This window comes from Marinobacter sp. DSM 26671 (assembly GCF_900112835.1).
Lineage (GTDB): Bacteria > Pseudomonadota > Gammaproteobacteria > Pseudomonadales > Oleiphilaceae > Marinobacter > Marinobacter flavimaris.
The window spans coordinates 127,770-143,419 of the sequence record NZ_FONF01000001.1 but is presented as its reverse complement, the minus strand read 5'-3'; the positions used below and the strand labels follow the sequence as shown (position 1 = coordinate 143,419).

17 protein-coding genes are annotated in these 15,650 nt (G+C 58.6%); 11 read left to right on the top strand and 6 right to left on the bottom strand.

Annotated features, from left to right (window positions below; translation table 11 throughout):
• Nucleotides 1–36: 36 nt before the first annotated feature.
• From BM035_RS00610 to BM035_RS00590, 5 genes are all read right to left on the bottom strand, one after another.
• Entirely contained in the window at nt 37–948 is a 912-nt protein-coding gene (locus BM035_RS00610) for an AAA family ATPase (protein WP_014577419.1), read from the bottom strand.
• 7 nt (nt 949–955) lie between these two features.
• Nucleotides 956–1,879 carry a carbon-nitrogen hydrolase gene (locus BM035_RS00605; RefSeq protein WP_092029792.1) on the bottom strand — a complete coding sequence of 308 codons (924 nt, stop codon included), beginning with the start codon at nt 1,877–1,879 and terminating at the stop codon, nt 956–958.
• Complete coding sequence (locus BM035_RS00600; RefSeq protein ID WP_302848260.1) at nt 1,879–2,928, bottom strand: agmatine deiminase family protein; 1,050 nt, start codon at nt 2,926–2,928, stop codon at nt 1,879–1,881. The genes BM035_RS00605 and BM035_RS00600 overlap by 1 nt, the downstream gene beginning before the upstream one ends.
• 101 nt (nt 2,929–3,029) lie before the next feature.
• The gene (locus BM035_RS00595) at nt 3,030–3,332 is read right to left on the bottom strand and encodes a hypothetical protein (RefSeq protein WP_053112219.1); all 303 of its coding nucleotides are present in this window, start codon (nt 3,330–3,332) and stop codon (nt 3,030–3,032) included.
• Between the two features lie 95 nt (nt 3,333–3,427).
• A complete protein-coding gene (locus tag BM035_RS00590; RefSeq protein WP_014577415.1) occupies nt 3,428–4,015 on the bottom strand; it encodes a PilZ domain-containing protein in 588 nt (195 codons plus the stop codon).
• 123 nt (nt 4,016–4,138) lie between these two features.
• Between BM035_RS00590 and BM035_RS00585 the strand changes: the two genes are divergently transcribed.
• Entirely contained in the window at nt 4,139–5,380 is a 1,242-nt protein-coding gene (locus BM035_RS00585) for a lipoprotein-releasing ABC transporter permease subunit (RefSeq protein WP_092029789.1), read from the top strand.
• A 13-nt stretch (nt 5,381–5,393) separates the two neighbouring features.
• A complete protein-coding gene (locus BM035_RS00580; RefSeq protein ID WP_008169187.1) occupies nt 5,394–6,083 on the top strand; it encodes an ABC transporter ATP-binding protein in 690 nt (229 codons plus the stop codon).
• Here the strand turns inward: BM035_RS00580 and BM035_RS00575 are convergent.
• Nucleotides 6,071–6,616: a DUF2062 domain-containing protein gene (locus tag BM035_RS00575; protein ID WP_008169186.1), complete on the bottom strand. Its 546-nt coding sequence runs from the start codon at nt 6,614–6,616 to the stop codon at nt 6,071–6,073. The two genes, BM035_RS00580 and BM035_RS00575, sit on opposite strands and share 13 nt — an antisense overlap.
• 81 nt (nt 6,617–6,697) lie before the next feature.
• On the opposite strand from BM035_RS00575, the gene BM035_RS00570 reads away from it, so the two are divergent.
• From BM035_RS00570 to murB, 9 genes are all read left to right on the top strand, one after another.
• On the top strand, nt 6,698–9,130 hold the full coding sequence (locus tag BM035_RS00570) for a DNA internalization-related competence protein ComEC/Rec2 (protein WP_254775326.1): 2,433 nt from the start codon (nt 6,698–6,700) through the stop codon (nt 9,128–9,130).
• 72 nt (nt 9,131–9,202) lie between these two features.
• Entirely contained in the window at nt 9,203–9,829 is a 627-nt protein-coding gene (locus BM035_RS00565; protein ID WP_008169179.1) for a MotA/TolQ/ExbB proton channel family protein, read from the top strand.
• Between the two features lie 5 nt (nt 9,830–9,834).
• Nucleotides 9,835–10,260 (top strand): ExbD/TolR family protein, encoded by a 426-nt coding sequence (locus tag BM035_RS00560; RefSeq protein WP_014577411.1) that lies wholly within the window; start codon nt 9,835–9,837, stop codon nt 10,258–10,260.
• The gene (gene msbA / locus BM035_RS00555; protein ID WP_092029787.1) at nt 10,257–12,035 is read left to right on the top strand and encodes a lipid A export permease/ATP-binding protein MsbA; all 1,779 of its coding nucleotides are present in this window, start codon (nt 10,257–10,259) and stop codon (nt 12,033–12,035) included. Before BM035_RS00560 ends, msbA begins: the two co-directional genes overlap by 4 nt.
• Nucleotides 12,032–13,078 carry a tetraacyldisaccharide 4'-kinase gene (gene lpxK / locus BM035_RS00550; RefSeq protein WP_092029785.1) on the top strand — a complete coding sequence of 349 codons (1,047 nt, stop codon included), beginning with the start codon at nt 12,032–12,034 and terminating at the stop codon, nt 13,076–13,078. Before msbA ends, lpxK begins: the two co-directional genes overlap by 4 nt.
• A 19-nt stretch (nt 13,079–13,097) precedes the next feature.
• Nucleotides 13,098–13,286 (top strand): Trm112 family protein, encoded by a 189-nt coding sequence (locus BM035_RS00545; RefSeq protein ID WP_008169170.1) that lies wholly within the window; start codon nt 13,098–13,100, stop codon nt 13,284–13,286.
• Between the two features lie 26 nt (nt 13,287–13,312).
• Nucleotides 13,313–14,107, top strand: a complete 795-nt coding sequence (kdsB, locus tag BM035_RS00540; RefSeq protein WP_092029784.1) for a 3-deoxy-manno-octulosonate cytidylyltransferase — start codon at nt 13,313–13,315, stop codon at nt 14,105–14,107.
• Nucleotides 14,100–14,579: a low molecular weight protein-tyrosine-phosphatase gene (locus BM035_RS00535; protein WP_008169166.1), complete on the top strand. Its 480-nt coding sequence runs from the start codon at nt 14,100–14,102 to the stop codon at nt 14,577–14,579. Before kdsB ends, BM035_RS00535 begins: the two co-directional genes overlap by 8 nt.
• Nucleotides 14,576–15,622, top strand: a complete 1,047-nt coding sequence (gene murB / locus BM035_RS00530) for a UDP-N-acetylmuramate dehydrogenase (RefSeq protein WP_092029782.1) — start codon at nt 14,576–14,578, stop codon at nt 15,620–15,622. The genes BM035_RS00535 and murB overlap by 4 nt, the downstream gene beginning before the upstream one ends.
• Nucleotides 15,623–15,650: the final 28 nt, after the last annotated feature.

The window sequence follows — 15,650 nt, the reverse complement described above, 5'->3', positions numbered from 1 at the left end:
TCGTTTTGGCCAATTCCGCTTATAAAACCTTGCTATTTACTCAAGCACAGAAACAGTTGCCAACAGCTGACGAACCCTTTCCGCGCTTTTGCCGGACTCGCCCTGTTCGAGACGGTGGGCCGCCACTGCAGGGAACACGGCCTGGATGTCGTCAGGCAGCACGTGATGACGCCCCTCCATCAGAGCCCACGCCTTGGCGGCCCGCACCAGTCCCAATCCCGCCCGGGGCGAAAGCCCGTAGAGAAGGCCGGGCATTCTCCGGCTCTGTTCCAGCAACCGTTGCACGTAATCCAGAAGAGCCGGGCTGGCGGTTATCCGGGTGACGCCTTCCTGCAGGGTTTTCAGGTCGGCCTGGGAGAGCAGGGTCGGCAGCTTTTCGGTCATGGCACGACGGTCTTCGCCCTCCAGCAGCTCCCGCTCGGCCCGTGGGTCCGGATAGCCGAGGCGAAGACGCATAAGGAACCGGTCCAGTTGGGACTCGGGCAGGGGATAGGTGCCGCCCTGCTCAATGGGATTCTGCGTGGCAATCACGAAGAACGGATGGGGCAGTGGCCGGGTCTCGCCCTCGATGGACACTTGCCGTTCTTCCATGGCTTCGAGCAGAGCGCTCTGCGTTCGCGGTGATGCCCGGTTGATTTCATCAGCCAACACCACCTGGGCAAAGATCGGGCCGGGGTGGAATACCAGGCTGCCGGCCTGTTTGTCGTACATGGAGTAACCCAGCACATCCGCCGGAAGCAGGTCGTTGGTGAACTGGATGCGCTGGTACGTCAGCCCCATCACCTTGGCCAGGGCATGAGAAAGAGTGGTTTTGCCCATGCCGGGGATATCTTCGATCAGCAGGTGCCCCCGGGCCAGAAGCCCGCAGAGGGCAAGGCGTACCTGTTGGTCTTTGCCCAGGAGTATCTGGTTCAGTTCGCTGACTACGGTATCGACCAGTTTTTTCATTCGGGGCTCAGTCCCTTACGCGTTTGAGGATGTCGCCGTAGGCGTCTATTCGGCGATCTCTCAAATACGGCCAGATACGGCGAACCGATTCACTGCGGTTGCGATCCAGGGTGACGGCAAGGATGCATTCGGAGCTGTCATCGCCCCGGGCCAGCAACTCACCCTGCGGGCCACAGATAAAACTGTTGCCCCAGAAACGGATGCCGTCGCTGTGCCCGGAGGGGTCGGGTTCGGTGCCTACCCGGTTCGGAGCCACGACTGGCAGGTTGTTGGCAACGGCATGGCCCCTTTGCACGGTGACCCAGGCGTCCAGTTGACGCGCCTGTTCATAGGGGTCATCCGTTACATCCCAGCCGATCGCAGTGGGGTAGATCAGGATCTCGGCGCCAGCCAGGGCCATCAGCCTTGCGGCCTCGGGGTACCACTGGTCCCAGCACACCAGCACGCCGAGCCTGCCGACAGACGTATCGATAGGCGTGAAACCGCTGCGGCCATCGTTGAACTGGGCATCACCGGGCGTGAAGTAGAATTTTTCATAGAACCCCGGGTCGTCCGGAATGTGCATTTTCCGGTACAGCCCTGCCAGGGAGCCGTCTTTCTCAAATACAACCGCCGTGTTGTGGTACACGCCGTTCATACGACGTTCGAAAATGGATCCAACCAGCACAATACCCAGTTCCCGGGCCAGGTCAGACAGGCGCTTGCTGGTAGGGCCGGGAATCGGCTCTGCCAGCTCGAAAACAGACGTTTCCTCGGTCTGGCAGAAATATAAGGTGGCGTGAAGTTCCTGGAGGATCACCAGGTTGGCGCCACTGGCTACGGCCTCACGAACCAGTTTCTCGGTAGTGGCGAGGCTGGCGGCCTTGTCGCTGCTACAGGCCTGCTGGATGGCGGCAACATTGATTTGGCTTTTGCGCAACTCACTGCTCATCAACTGACTACTCCGGCGGGAATTTGCATGGTCACACAGTGAAGGCTGCCATGCTGACGAATCAAGGGCCGGCAATTGATCGGCACTATTTCTCGTGTCGGAAAGATCTCTTTCATGACAGCGATGGCGTCCTGATCCTGATCAACGCCGTAAACGGGAAGCAAAACCGCCTCGTTGATGATCAGGAAGTTGGCATAGGTGGCCGGAAGACGCTCACCGTCCTCATCATGGATGGCATCGGGCCAGGGCAGAGGCGTCAGCTTGTAGGGGCCGCCGTCGGCCTGGCGGAACTCCTGAAGTTCCTCCTCCATGGCTGCCAACGCGCTGTAGTGTTCATCCGCCACATCTGGGCAAGTCACGTAGCAGATGTGATCCGGGGCGCAAAATCGGGCGAGGGTATCGATGTGGCTGTCGGTGTCATCCCCGGCAAGATAGCCGTGGTTGAGCCAGAGAATCCGCCGGATTCCCAGCAACTCGGAAAGCAGCTGTTCAATCGCCGTGCGATCCATGGCCGGGTTTCGGGTGGGCGTCAGCAGGCACTCGGATGTGGTCAGCAGGGTGCCCTGACCATCCGATTCAAATGAACCCCCTTCCAGCACAAACCCGACCTGCTGCATCCTGGTTGTGCCGAAGACGCCAGCATTGAAAAGGTGACTATTTAACGCATCGTCCTTTTCCCAGGGGAACTTTCCGCCCCAGGCGTTGAACCTGAAATCCAGCAGTGTCGGCCCTTCATCGGTGAGAATGGTGATGGGTCCATGGTCGCGGGCCCAGGTGTCATTCGCCGGTGCCGGAACCGATCTCACGCGTCCCGGAAAGCCATTGTCCTCGGCGTACCGATTGAGGTCCCGTTCTAGCTCCTGCAGGCGGACTACGTGTTCGCAACCGATGACAAGGTGTTCGTGTGGGAGTACGGCTTTCGCGATGTCGAGGAACACCGGTTCAACTTCGTCGATCAGGCCTGCCCAGTCGGTTCCCGGGTGGGGCCAGGTCAGCATGACGGCACTCTGGGGCGCCCACTCTGCGGGCAACACTCGTTTGGTTGTCACTACGTCACCTTGAATCATAAAAGACGCCATTCTAACCAACGATTGGTTGAACGTCAGGACATGGGAAGGGAATTTCCAGCCTGGAAAGGCCCCTCGGGCCTTCAGGGATTCGGCTTGAGAACGGTATGGATAACCCGGTCGCCTTCGAAATACACGATAAAGCCCTGATAGTGCCACTGAGTAATCGGTGGCTGGCCCACGGGACCTTCAATTTCCACGGGTGCACCCCAGGAAGCGCGCACTGATGACTGGCTCATGCCAGAGCCGGGGAAGCTGGCCTGGTCGCGATCGGCCTGGGTGCCAACTGGCACGCGGACTTCTTCAGCTACCGCGGACATCATCGGGAAAAGGGCCAGTGTGGCAGTCACTGCCAGTGCGCCGAACAGGGTAGTTTGCTTTCTCATTGATGGGTCTCCATGAAAACTGATGTCCTCGGGAGGACATGGATAAAGCGTAATATCCGAAAAAGATTAGCAAAAGTCACTCGTTTTTCCCCAGTCTACTCCTTTTGACGCTGTCGAATCTGCCACCGCATCACATGTCGTGCGATTTGCTGGCGATCGCTGTCCTCAATCCGGGCGAATTCGGTGTGGACCCTTGCTCCGCCTGACGAATCGGGGTGTACCTCAATAACTCGGGCAACTGCGCGGGGCTGGAAAAGTTCGGGTGGGAGGGTCATTCGAACAGCGAGCCGGTCTCCCGGCTGCCAGGCAGGGGTGCTGCTCGAGAACGACAGCCCACCCTCGCTCAGGGTTACTTCCTGCCAGTCCTCAGGTTGCAACGGATTTTGCTCAAAGGCCATAATGCGCGCAAGCGTGTCCAGCTTGCCGTTCAGGGATTTGATCAGTCCGGTAAGCAGCCGGTCTTTTTCGGCAAGGCTGGCAAGCTGGGATTTAACGTCCTGATCCAGCCGCCTGAATTCAGCTTTCAGGCTCTCAAGATGGTCGCCGTCGAAGGCATCTTCTTCCATTGCGGTGCCAGGCGCCAGCTTGCGGATCTCCAGGCCGATCCGGTCTTCAATGCGGAAAAAGTCCCGCCGTTCGGGTGAATAGTCCACCGGTTGGTTGGGGATGTCGGACGACTGCATCGCGGCTCCGGAAGGCTGAATTTTTATTTGGTACAGAACAGTTTAGCAGTTTCCCGTCGTGCTGGAAGGTACCCGGGAAAACCAGACCACGACAGACCGGAAGGTAGCAACAGGCACCTCTCAATGTTCAGACCCTTATCACTCTATATTGGCTTGCGTTACACGGCCGCCAAACGCCGCAATCACTTCATTTCCTTTATTTCCCTGACCTCCATGATCGGGCTGATGCTGGGAGTTGCGGTTCTGATCATCGTGCTCTCGGTCATGAACGGTTTCGATCGGGAGCTCAAGCAGAGAATTCTCGGGATGGTGCCCCACGCTAACATTCAAGGCGCCGGGCCGCTTGACGACTGGCAATCAATCGACGCGAAGGTGCAGCAGCACCCCCGCGTGCTGGCTGCTGCGCCTTTCATACAGGGGCAGGGTATGGTTACCGGCGGTGGAAATGTTCGCGGGGTCGTGCTTAACGGCATTCTCCCGGAAGAGGAGCGCACGGTTTCTATCATTGAAAACCACATGGTCGAAGGCAGTCTCAACGATCTGGTTTCTGGCGAATTCGGCATCATCATCGGTCGGTTGATGGCGGCCAGCCTGCGTCTTCAGATCGGTGACAAGGTAACCGTGGTCCTGCCGGAAGCCTCGGTTACGCCGGCCGGGGTCCTGCCCAGGCTCAAAAGGTTCACGGTCAAAGGCATCTTCAGTGTCGGGGCAGAACTGGATGGCAATTACACCCTGATTCACATGGATGATGCCGCCAAGCTCATGCGGACCGGGGGCAAAGCCGAGGGTATTCGCCTGCTGGTGGATGACCTTTTTGCGGCTCCCAAGGTGTCGCAGCAGGCTGCTGAGTCGCTGGGCGGCCGGTATTACGTATCCGACTGGACCCGAACCCACGGTAACCTGTTCCAGGCCATCCGCATGGAGAAAACCATGATCGGCCTGCTGCTGATGTTTATCGTGGCTGTCGCTGCATTCAATATCGTGTCCACGCTGGTGATGGTGGTTACCGACAAAACCGGTGACATCGCCATCCTCAGGACCATGGGGGCAACACCGGGACGCATCATGCGGATCTTTATTGTTCAGGGGGCGGTCATCGGTATCTTCGGAACCATTGTTGGCACGGCGTTGGGCGTTTTCGGAGCGCTCAACATCAGTGCCTTTATTTCCTGGCTGGAGGGAGCGCTTGGCCACCAGTTCCTGAGCGCGGACGTTTACTTCATCAGCTATCTGCCTTCCCAGCTGCAATGGCAGGACGTGTTTATCATCAGTGGCGCCGGCCTCGCCATGAGTCTGTTGGCAACGATTTATCCGGCCTGGCGGGCTTCCAGGGTGGATCCGGCGGAGGCGCTTCGTTATGAGTAAGGAACAATCCGCAATGGCACACTCTGCCCTGGTAATAGACTGCCGTCAGGTGACCCGGACCTATAACGAAGGTCTCGGCAAGCTCACCATTTTTTCGGATATCTCGCTCGAAGTCGCACAGGGGGAGACGGTTGCCATAGTGGGCAGCAGTGGTGCCGGAAAAACCACGTTGCTCAACTTGTTGGGCGGGCTCGACAAGCCGTCTTCCGGCCAGATTTCCATTTGTGGCGAAGACATTCACCGGCTTTCTGAGGGACGGCGTGCCCGGTTCCGGAATGCCCATCTCGGGTTTGTCTATCAGTTCCATCACCTGTTGCCGGAGTTCACCGCTCTGGAAAACGTGATGATGCCGTGTGCGTTGGGCGGTATGGCGGTATCAAGGTCGAGGGAAAAGGCAGCCAGCCTGCTGCAGCGGGTTGGGCTTGCCGAGCGGCTGGATCACAAACCCGGTGAGCTGTCCGGTGGCGAACGCCAGAGGGTGGCCATTGCCCGGGCACTGGTCAACGAACCGGACTGTGTTCTGATGGACGAACCGACGGGCAACCTGGATGAACATACTGGAGAAGGGGTGCAGGCGCTGATCGAGTCATTGAGGGATCAGCTGGGTATTGCCTTTGTCATGGTCACCCATGACATGAAAATGGCCAGAAGCCTGGGGCGTGTTATGCGGCTTGAGCAGGGTCGCCTGATTCAGGAAGCCTGATCAGCCTCACGACGGCGTCTGAGTCGTGCGGTGCGTCGCACCTGCCAGTCAGAGCGAATTTTCCGGCGCCACAGATACTGGATAATCAGGTAGGCCACGCAAGCGGAGACCGTTGCGACCACCAGGGACCCGAGATAGAGGGGAATGCCGATATCCAGCAGCCGCTCGCTGATCCAGGACCACGAGAGCTCAAAATCAAAACTGAGTACAGGCCGATCCAGAGCCCAGGCGCCAATCTTGTAGTTGAAATAGAACATCGGCGGCATGGTTACAGGGTTGCTGATCCATACCAGGACTACTGAAAGCGGCAGGTTGGCATTGAACCAGATGGCAAAAAAGGCCGCCGCGAGCATCTGGAAGGGCATGGGAATAAAGCAGAACCAGATGCCGACGAGAAAGGCCCGCGCAACACTATGACGGTTGATGTGCCACAGGTTCGGTTCATGAAGGATATCGCCCAGAAAGCTCAGCGACTGCATCGCTTGCACCTTCTCTGGTGAGGGCAGATAGCGTTTCATGAACTTCTTTGGCATTGGAAGTTCTGCCTTTAGACGGAGTTAGTAGACCGGCTCATCGGATGTTGCCGGTGTTTGTGACATACAGGAGGACAAGGATTGTCCGGAAGTATCAACAGACCGGTGGGCCCTTCGGGCGACTCCGGTTCCGCAGCGCTGGGCGTTATCGCCTTCTCTTGTGGCGTTATCTTACTGTATTGGTTGTCGATACTGCCACCTCCCACGTGGTTGATAGCCGCGATACCACTGCTGGCCTTCGGCCGGATCTGCGTTTCCCCGACCTTTGCCAGCTCCGCATTCGTATCTGCTCTTGGCCTCATCGTCGGACTCTCCTGGGCCTCGTGGCATGCCAGTGACCGGCTTTCAACGGTTCTGCCGGCAAGCCTGGAACGCGAGCGTCTCTCTGTCTCGGGATACGTATGTGATATTCCTTCGCCCGGTAGCTTCAACAGTTTACGTTTCAGTTTCTGTGTCACCCAGTGGCACAACCTTCCCATCCCGACCCGAGAGGAAGCAAGGATGCCGGACCTGCTCAGGTTGTCCTGGTACGGTCACGGAATGGAGCGGCTCCCGGGCCAACGTTTGCGGCTGGAAGTCGTGCTCAAGCGCCCCCACGGCTCCCTGAACCCCGCGGGCTTTCGCTACGAGGACTGGCTGTTTCGCAAGGGCTACCGGGCCACGGGCAGCATTCGTAGCGTGGAGGTTGACCGGGATGTCGGGTGTTTCGTCCATTGCCAGTACAGGAAGCTGCATCGTTTGCTTCACCAATGGACCATCGAGCAATTTGGCGGTGCCCGTCATTTTCCGCTGGTTTCTTCGTTACTCATAGGGCATCGCGGCCACATGGAACAGAAGCACTGGGATGTGCTCAAGGCGACCGGCACCATTCACCTGGTTGCCATATCGGGCCTGCACCTGGGTCTGATCGCCCTGGGGGCAGGGTTTCTGTGCCGGCGACTGTTGCTGACTGTTCCGGCACAAATAGTCAGCGATAGCTCAAGGCGTTGGTTTGCCTTCCTGGCGGTTATCCTCTGCTGTCTGGTTTATGCCCTGGCGGCGGGATTTACCGTTCCAACCCAGAGGGCTCTGGTGATGGTTGTGGCCGGTGGGTGGCTGGTACTGATGAGTCGTCAGGCCCCGGTCTGGAACGTTTTCCTGGCCGCGTTGGCTGCCGTTCTTGTGCTGGACCCTTTCGCGCCCCTGGACCAGGGATTCTGGCTTTCGTTCGCTGCGGTTGCCACCCTGATCACTGTATTCTCGTCGCGACTGGCTGGAACCGGTTGGCTGAGAGGACTCGTCCTGGCCCAGCTCGCGGTTTTTGGCGGATTATGGCCAATCCTCGAAATACTGGGGCAGGGCCAGCCCCTGGCAGGTTTGTTGGCCAACCTGGTCGCGATTCCCTGGGTATCCCTTGTGGTTATGCCAGTGCTTGTCGCGGGTGGGTTGCTTGCCGCCGTAGTTCCAGGCGCCGCCCAGCTGTTCCTGCCAATATTCGATCTAACCCTCGGTGTTCTGTGGCAATGGCTCATGTGGCTTGCGCAGTGGCAGGCGCCGGACATCCGGGCTGGTGTCCCGGAGCTGTTTGGCTGGGCGTTGCTGAGCGTCGCGGTATTGTGTATGCCTTTCGCCATGTTCCGGCTTGTGGCGGTCCTTTCTGCGGTGTTGTGGCTGGTGTATCCGGCCCCTTCTTCCGAACGGAATTCGTACGCTGCAGAGCCAGTTGTAAGGGTATGGGATGTTGGGCAGGGTCTTTCGGTTCTGGTCCGACACGGGCGCGAGGTTCTTGTCTACGATACCGGTCCTGCCGTGCCCGACGTGTTTTCGGCCGTCGAATCCACGCTTTTGCCCAATATGGCGGCTGAAGGAATCAAGCGAATTGACACCCTCGTGATCAGCCACGCCGACAGCGATCATGCCGGTAGCATCTCGGAGCTTTCCCGGAACGTCAGTGTCGGCCGTGTCATTGCTGGTGAGCCTGCGGCGGTCAGACAGCAGGTTGGCGAACTGCCTGTACAAGCCTGCAAACAGGCTGAAGAAAGGCTGGGAGGATTGGTCCTCGAGTTCTGGCAGGGTGAGGGCGCTCAAGAGGGCAACGACGCTTCCTGTGTGTTGCGTATCTACCACCCTGACTCCGGAGCTGAGTGGCTCTTGCCGGGAGATATTACCGAACCCGTGGAGGCAGAGTATCTGGCTTATATGGCTGGCCGAGAGGACGTTCAGGTCCCTTCGACTCGCGTGCTCGTTGCGCCCCACCACGGGAGCCAAACCTCATCTTCCGAATCCTGGGTGCGCGTGCTGAGACCAGATCGGGTCATCTATACCGCTGGCTATCGCCACCGGTACGGTCATCCCCACCCGACGGTAACCGCACGTTACGCGGGGGTCGGAGCGGTGCCGCTGAACACAGCATGTTCAGGCAGCGTCGAGATGACCGTTGTCGATAAAAAGCTGGTATTAAAGGAAATGCGGCATGGCTCGTCGTTCTGGATCGGTGGTTCGGGGCTTGCCCGTGACCAATGTAAAATACCGTGACATTGCAGGTGTGGCCTCCACGGGTAGCTATGCTAAAGTAGCGCGGCTTGCAAACAATCAGGGAGACCAAGCGTGTTCGAGCTGTTGAAAGCCGGTGGCATTCTGATGGTGCCAATTGTTGCCTGCTCCATTCTGGCGCTAGCCATCATTCTGGAGCGTTTCTGGACCCTTCGCGCCTCCAGGGTCGCGCCCCCCCAGACCATCAATGAGTTATGGCGCTGGATCAAGAAGAAAGAACTCAATGGCCGGAAACTGAAAGCCCTGCAGGGGTCATCACCCCTGGGCCGGATTCTTGCCGGTGGCCTGCTTAACGCCAAGCATGGCCGCGAAATTATGAAAGAAAGCATCGAACACGAGGCAAGCCAGGTCATCCATGATCTGGAGCGTTTCCTTAACCCGCTGGGTACCGTTGCGACGATCACCCCTCTGCTGGGGCTGCTTGGTACTGTCATTGGCATGATCAAGGTATTCGCCGAGATCCAGCTGGCCGGGGTCGGCAACGCTGGCAACCTTGCCGGTGGTATTTCTGAAGCGCTGATCACAACGGCTGCGGGCCTGAGCGTCGCCATCCCGGCACTTATCTGCCACCGTTATTTTATCCGCAGAGTGGATGAGCTAGTCGTCGGTATGGAGCAGGAAGCGATCAAGCTGGTTGAGGTAGTGCACGGAGACCGCGAAATCGACGTGGAAGGAGCCTGAACGCCGTGAAGTTCAAGCGCCAGAGGAGCCAGGAAGTCGGGGTAGACCTGACGCCACTGATCGACGTGGTGTTTCTGCTGCTGATTTTCTTTATGGTTTCCACGACCTTTACCCGCGAGAGCCATCTGCAGGTTGAATTGCCTGAGGCCAGTGGAGAGCCTGCGCCGGCATCTGAAGTGCAGCAGATCGACGTGGTGATCAATGCCGAGGGTCAGTACATCCTGAACGACCGCACATTGGTCAATAATCGGCGGGAAACCCTTGAGCGGGGTGTCCGTGAACTGGCTGAAGGCAATAACTCGCTTCCGTTCATCATTACCGCTGACGCCCGCACACCCCATGAATTTGTGGTTCGTGCCATGGACGTTGCCGGACGCCTGGGGTTCGCCAAGCTCAGTATCACCACTGAGCGGGAGGCTGAGAGCCAGTGAAGGTACCCGAGCCTTTACCAGACCCTGCGGCCGGCCTGCCGGCGGGCAGCTGGGAAACCTACAAACGCCTGCTCGCCTATGTGAAGCCCTTTCTGCTGGCCTTCTCTCTGGCGGTACTCGGTAACATCATCTATGCCGCCGCATCGACGGGCATGGCGGCAGCCATGGAATATGTCATCGCGGCGATCGAGAATCCGACCGAGCAGAATCGTCTGATGCTGACGCTGGTTATCGTTGGCGTGTTCGCATTCCGTGGGCTGGGCACCTTCCTGAGCCAGTACTTCATCAGCTATGTCGGTCGCCAGGTCATCAATGCGCTCCGTAACGATGTGTTTGATCGACTGATGACACTGCCTTCCCGCTATTTCGATGACAACGCGGCGGGACGGCTGGTGTCGAAGCTTACCTTTAACGTCGAGCAGGTGGCGGAGGCGACAACCAACGCCGTGACTATCACGCTCCGCGAAGGTCTGACCATCGTCGGTCTGCTGGGTTACATGTTCTACACCAACTGGAAACTCACGCTGATTTTCCTGGCGGTAGGGCCGCTTATTGCCGCGGTTGTAAGCTATGCCAGCAAGCGCTTCCGCAAGATCAGCAAACGTATCCAGGGCTCCATGGGTGATATTACCCACGTGGCCTCTGAATCCATTACCGGCTACCGGGTTGTTCGTACGTTCGGAGGTGAGGATTACGAACGCCAGCGTTTTCAAGAGGTTAATAACAAAAACCTCAAGCAAAGTCTGAAGATGGCGTCGACTCAGGCGATCAGTGTTCCGGTGATTCAGGTGCTGGTGGCCATCGCGATTGCCGGGCTCGTCTGGATGATGCTGGCGCCGGAAATTCGTGGTGAGATGACCACCGGCCAGCTGGTGGCATTCATCACGGCAGCGACGACCATGGCCAAGCCCATCCGCCAGGTCACCTCTGTTCACGCCAAGATCCAGAAGGGCGTTGCCGCGGCTTCCGATGTGTTCGAAACCATCGACGAGTCGCCGGAGCAGGATCCGGGCACATATTCGCCGGATCGCGTTGAAGGCGACATCGAGTTTGACGAAGTGGCGTTTCGGTACCGTGACCAGTTGGACAATGTGCTGGAAGGCATATCCCTCAGCATTCCTGCCGGGCAAAGTGTGGCTCTGGTTGGGCGTTCCGGCAGCGGTAAATCCACCTTGGTGAGCCTGTTGCCGAGGTTCTATGAGTACACCGGCGGAGATATCCGAATCGACGGGCACTCGTTGCGCGATTTCTCCCTCAAGGCCCTGCGTAAACAGATCGCTCTGGTAACCCAGAACGTTGTCCTGTTCAACGACACCATCGCCGCCAATATCGCCTATGGTGCTTTGAGAGACTGCACACCGGAGGAAATCCGCGAGGCCGCCGCCAAGGCTCATGCGCTCGAATTTATTGACCGTATGCCCGAGGGGCTGGATACCATGATCGGTGACAACGGGGTCATGCTTTCCGGTGGGCAGCGACAGCGGCTCGCCATCGCCCGGGCGCTGCTCAAGAACGCCCCGATTCTGATCCTTGATGAGGCGACATCGGCGCTGGATACGGAATCTGAACGCCATATCCAGGAAGCGTTGGAAACGGTTATGCAGGGCCGTACCACTCTGGTTATTGCGCATCGCCTGTCCACCATCGAGAAAGCGGACCGAATCCTGGTGATGGACAATGGCCGCATCGCCGAATCCGGCCGCCACGACGAACTCCTTGCCGCTGGCGGCGCTTACGCTCAATTGCACCAGATGCAGTTCAGCGAGCAGTCATGAGCGCGGTGCAATCTGCCATGAGTTCGCTGGTTGAGCGTCTCTGGTATGGAAGGAAGCGCCCTCTGGCTTTTCTGGCACCGCTGTCTTGGCTGTACCGGAGCATCGCGGAAGCCCGCCGTCGGGCCGCCTGGGATGCGAGAGATGTGTCGCTCCCGGTTCCGGTCATTGTGGTTGGCAACATCACTGCCGGTGGAACCGGCAAATCGCCGCTCACTGCCTGGCTGGTTTCCGCACTGGCATCCGATGGCTGGCGGCCGGTTATTCTCAGCAGGGGGTATGGTGGTGATGCTGGCCAGTACCCGCTGGAAGTTGCGGCGGAGACCAGTCCTTCCGAAGCTGGTGACGAGCCTGTCATGCTGGCGCTGAGCACCGGGTGCCCGGTTGTTGTTGATCCGCGCCGCCGACGGGGCGCCGATTACGCTCTTGAGAAAAACCTGGGTGATGTGCTGATTTGTGACGACGGCCTTCAACACTACAAGTTGCCCAGAGACCTGGAGCTGTCGGTATTTGATGGACAAAGGGGCATCGGTAACGGCGCCTTGATCCCCGTTGGCCCGCTTCGGGAGCCGGTTTCGCGACTGGCTTCTGTGGACTTTGTTATTGTAAATGGCAAAGAGCTTTCAGAGCAGGCCATGGAAAGCTTTGTTGGCATTGACCACCCTGCGATATTTTCCATGATTCTTGAGCCTGCAACCCTTGTTCACCTGAAAACAGGGGAGTCGAGAGCCGTTGGCGATCTCAGGGGCAAGGCCGTGAGGGCTGTGGCCGGGATCGGAAACCCGGCCCGGTTTTTCGATACACTGAGAACCCTTGGCGCCGATGTTACCGAAGCGGCCTTTCCGGATCACCATCGTTTCCGTCCTGAGGATCTGAACAGTGATACCGATGAGTTGATAGTCATGACCGCAAAAGACGCGGTGAAATGCCGGGAATTTGCACCCGATAATGCCTGGAGCCTCAACGTTGAGGCCAGATTGCCGGGGCCGTTCCGGGACGCGTTTCTGGCCCGGGTTCGCCAATGTTCCGAGCCGTTAACTTCCTGATATCAAGTGAGTAAGCAACATGGATAAAAAACTGTTGGCGCTGTTGGCCTGTCCGGTGTGTAAGGGCGATCTGAAACTCAACGAGGACAGAACCGAGCTGGTCTGTTACCAGGACGCCATGGCGTTCCCGATCCGCGAGGGGATTCCTGTGATGTTGGCTACCGAAGCCCGGACGCTCTCTACTGATGAGCGTCTGCACAAGCGTTAAACCCAAGTCAGCCAGGTGGTTACTACATGTCTTTTACCGTTGTGATTCCGGCCCGCTATGCGTCCAGCCGCCTTCCGGGCAAGCCTCTGGCAGACATTGCCGGCAAGCCGATGATCCAGCATGTCTGTGAGCGTGCCGCGGAAAGCCGCGCAGACAGGGTCGTTGTCGCCACGGACGATGATCGGATCCGGACCGCATGCGAAGGCTTCGGTGCAGAAGTGGTCATGACATCACCCAATCACGCCAGCGGCACAGACCGTCTTGAGGAGGTTGCACGGGTGCTGGGTTTCGGGCCGGATCATCGGGTCGTTAACGTGCAGGGTGACGAGCCCCTGATCCCGCCCGAACTGATCAACCAGGTGGCCGACAATCTGGAGTTTTATCCTGAAGTCGCCATTGCCACACTGTGTGAGCGGATCCACGATCCGGAGCACGTGTTCAATCCCAATGTGGTCAAGGTGGTGTTCGATCACAGGGGGATCGCCCATTATTTCAGCCGTGCGCCGATCCCGTGGGCCAGGGATCAGTGGCTGGAGGGCACACCTCTGACGGGGCTGGACACCTCCTTGCCGGATAATGTCGGATATTTCCGGCATATCGGCATCTATGGTTACCGTGCTTCCGTCCTGGCCGAGTTTGTCAGCTGGGCGCCTGCGCCGACCGAGGTAACCGAATCTCTGGAACAGTTGAGGGCTCTCTATAATGGTGCCCGTATTCACGTGGATGTGGCCGCCGTCAACCCGCCGGGCGGCGTTGATACCGACGCCGATTTGCACAGGGTCCGAGGCTGGCTGGAGAAGAGGAATAGCGAGAATGGCTGAACCGGTAAACGTTCTTTTCGTGTGCCTGGGCAACATCTGTCGATCGCCCAGTGCTGAAGGTGTGTTTCGCTCACTGGTGGAGCAGGCGGGCCTTGCAGATCAGGTTCACATCGACTCCTGCGGCACCGGTGACTGGCACATTGGCAAGACTCCTGACGCCCGCGCCCAGGAGGCTGCCCGGCGCCGGGGTATCGACATCAGTGGATTACGGGCCCGCCAGTTCAGTCCGGAGGATCTGGACACCTTTGACTACGTGCTGGTGATGGATCGCCAGAACCTGGCGGACATCAAGGACGTATGGCATCAAAATGGCGGCACCCGGCCAGCCCTGTTTCTGGAGTTCGGTCAGTCGGCCCATCAGGAAGTGCCAGATCCCTATTACGGTGGTGACGCAGGTTTTGAAACCGTGCTTGACCTGATCCAGGAAGCCGGCGAGGGCCTGCTGGCGGACATCCGGGGGCGCCTGGCTTGAGTCAGCAGCCGGAAATTCGGGAAAACATAGAGCTGGAGGCGCTGAATACCCTGCACGTGCCGGCCAAAGCCCGTTTTTATGTCGAAGTTCACACCTCAGATGAGTTGGTCAGGTCTCTGGACTGGGCCTCATCGGAGGATCAGGAAGTCCTGATTCTGGGGGGCGGCAGTAACCTGGTGTTCGCGGGTGACTTCGCGGGGCTGGTGGTGCGTCTGGCGATTCGTGGCCGCCGTTGGGAGCACATTGAGGACCACAGGGCGACCCTGGTGCTTGGTGCGGGTGAAAACTGGCATGAGGCGGTCCTGTATGCTGCCCGGGCCGGTTATCGCGGTATCGAGAATCTGGCGCTTATCCCGGGCACGGCCGGCGCGGCGCCCGTCCAGAATATTGGTGCCTATGGTGTTGAGCTCGGCGATTGCCTGGAATCCGTCACCGCACTGGATCGCAATTCGGGTGAGCTGGTTGTTCTCAAGAACGCCCAGTGCCGTTTTTCCTACCGCGACAGCCTGTTCAAACAGACGCCGGGTCGCTATGTGATCACCGAAATCCGTTTGGGCCTGTCCCGCTCACGTCCTCTGGTGCTCGGATATCGGGATCTCCGGGAGTACCTCGGTGATACAGCGGAAACCGCCCTCGACCCTTTGCATGTGGCAGAGGCCATAATGGCCATTCGCCGACGAAAGTTGCCGGACCCGGATATGATTCCGAACGCCGGAAGTTTCTTCAAGAACCCGGTGGTTGACGGAGTAACGTTCGAGGCACTCAGCGAGCGGCACCCGGATATTGTGGCTTATCCTCAGGAGCAGGGGGTCAAACTGGCAGCGGCGTGGCTGATCGATCAAAGTGGCTGGAAAGGCTTCCGGAATGCCCGGGTGGGCGTGCATAACCGACAGGCGCTGGTGCTGATTAACCACTCGGGCGGCACAGGTGCCGACATACTGGAGCTTGCCAGAGAAGTTCGTCAGTCAGTCGTTGACCGGTTTGGTGTCACCCTGGAAATGGAGCCAGGGATTGTGGGTGGTTCGGGAAGGGAAAATCCCTGACGGCACTGCTTTATACAAGTGCCGTCAG

Excerpts from the sequence above, each read along its gene's own strand:
- BM035_RS00590 (WP_014577415.1), bottom strand. The coding sequence starts at position 4,015 with ATGCAGTCGTCCGACATCCCCAACCAACCGGTGGACTATTCACCCGAA.
- kdsB (WP_092029784.1), top strand. The coding sequence starts at position 13,313 with ATGTCTTTTACCGTTGTGATTCCGGCCCGCTATGCGTCCAGCCGCCTT.
- BM035_RS00580 (WP_008169187.1), top strand. The coding sequence starts at position 5,394 with ATGGCACACTCTGCCCTGGTAATAGACTGCCGTCAGGTGACCCGGACC.
- BM035_RS00545 (WP_008169170.1), top strand. The coding sequence starts at position 13,098 with ATGGATAAAAAACTGTTGGCGCTGTTGGCCTGTCCGGTGTGTAAGGGC.
- lpxK (WP_092029785.1), top strand. The coding sequence starts at position 12,032 with ATGAGCGCGGTGCAATCTGCCATGAGTTCGCTGGTTGAGCGTCTCTGG.
- BM035_RS00605 (WP_092029792.1), bottom strand. The coding sequence starts at position 1,879 with ATGAGCAGTGAGTTGCGCAAAAGCCAAATCAATGTTGCCGCCATCCAG.
- BM035_RS00595 (WP_053112219.1), bottom strand. The coding sequence starts at position 3,332 with ATGAGAAAGCAAACTACCCTGTTCGGCGCACTGGCAGTGACTGCCACA.
- BM035_RS00585 (WP_092029789.1), top strand. The coding sequence starts at position 4,139 with ATGTTCAGACCCTTATCACTCTATATTGGCTTGCGTTACACGGCCGCC.
- BM035_RS00575 (WP_008169186.1), bottom strand. The coding sequence starts at position 6,616 with ATGCCAAAGAAGTTCATGAAACGCTATCTGCCCTCACCAGAGAAGGTG.
- BM035_RS00535 (WP_008169166.1), top strand. The coding sequence starts at position 14,100 with ATGGCTGAACCGGTAAACGTTCTTTTCGTGTGCCTGGGCAACATCTGT.
- BM035_RS00610 (WP_014577419.1), bottom strand. The coding sequence starts at position 948 with ATGAAAAAACTGGTCGATACCGTAGTCAGCGAACTGAACCAGATACTC.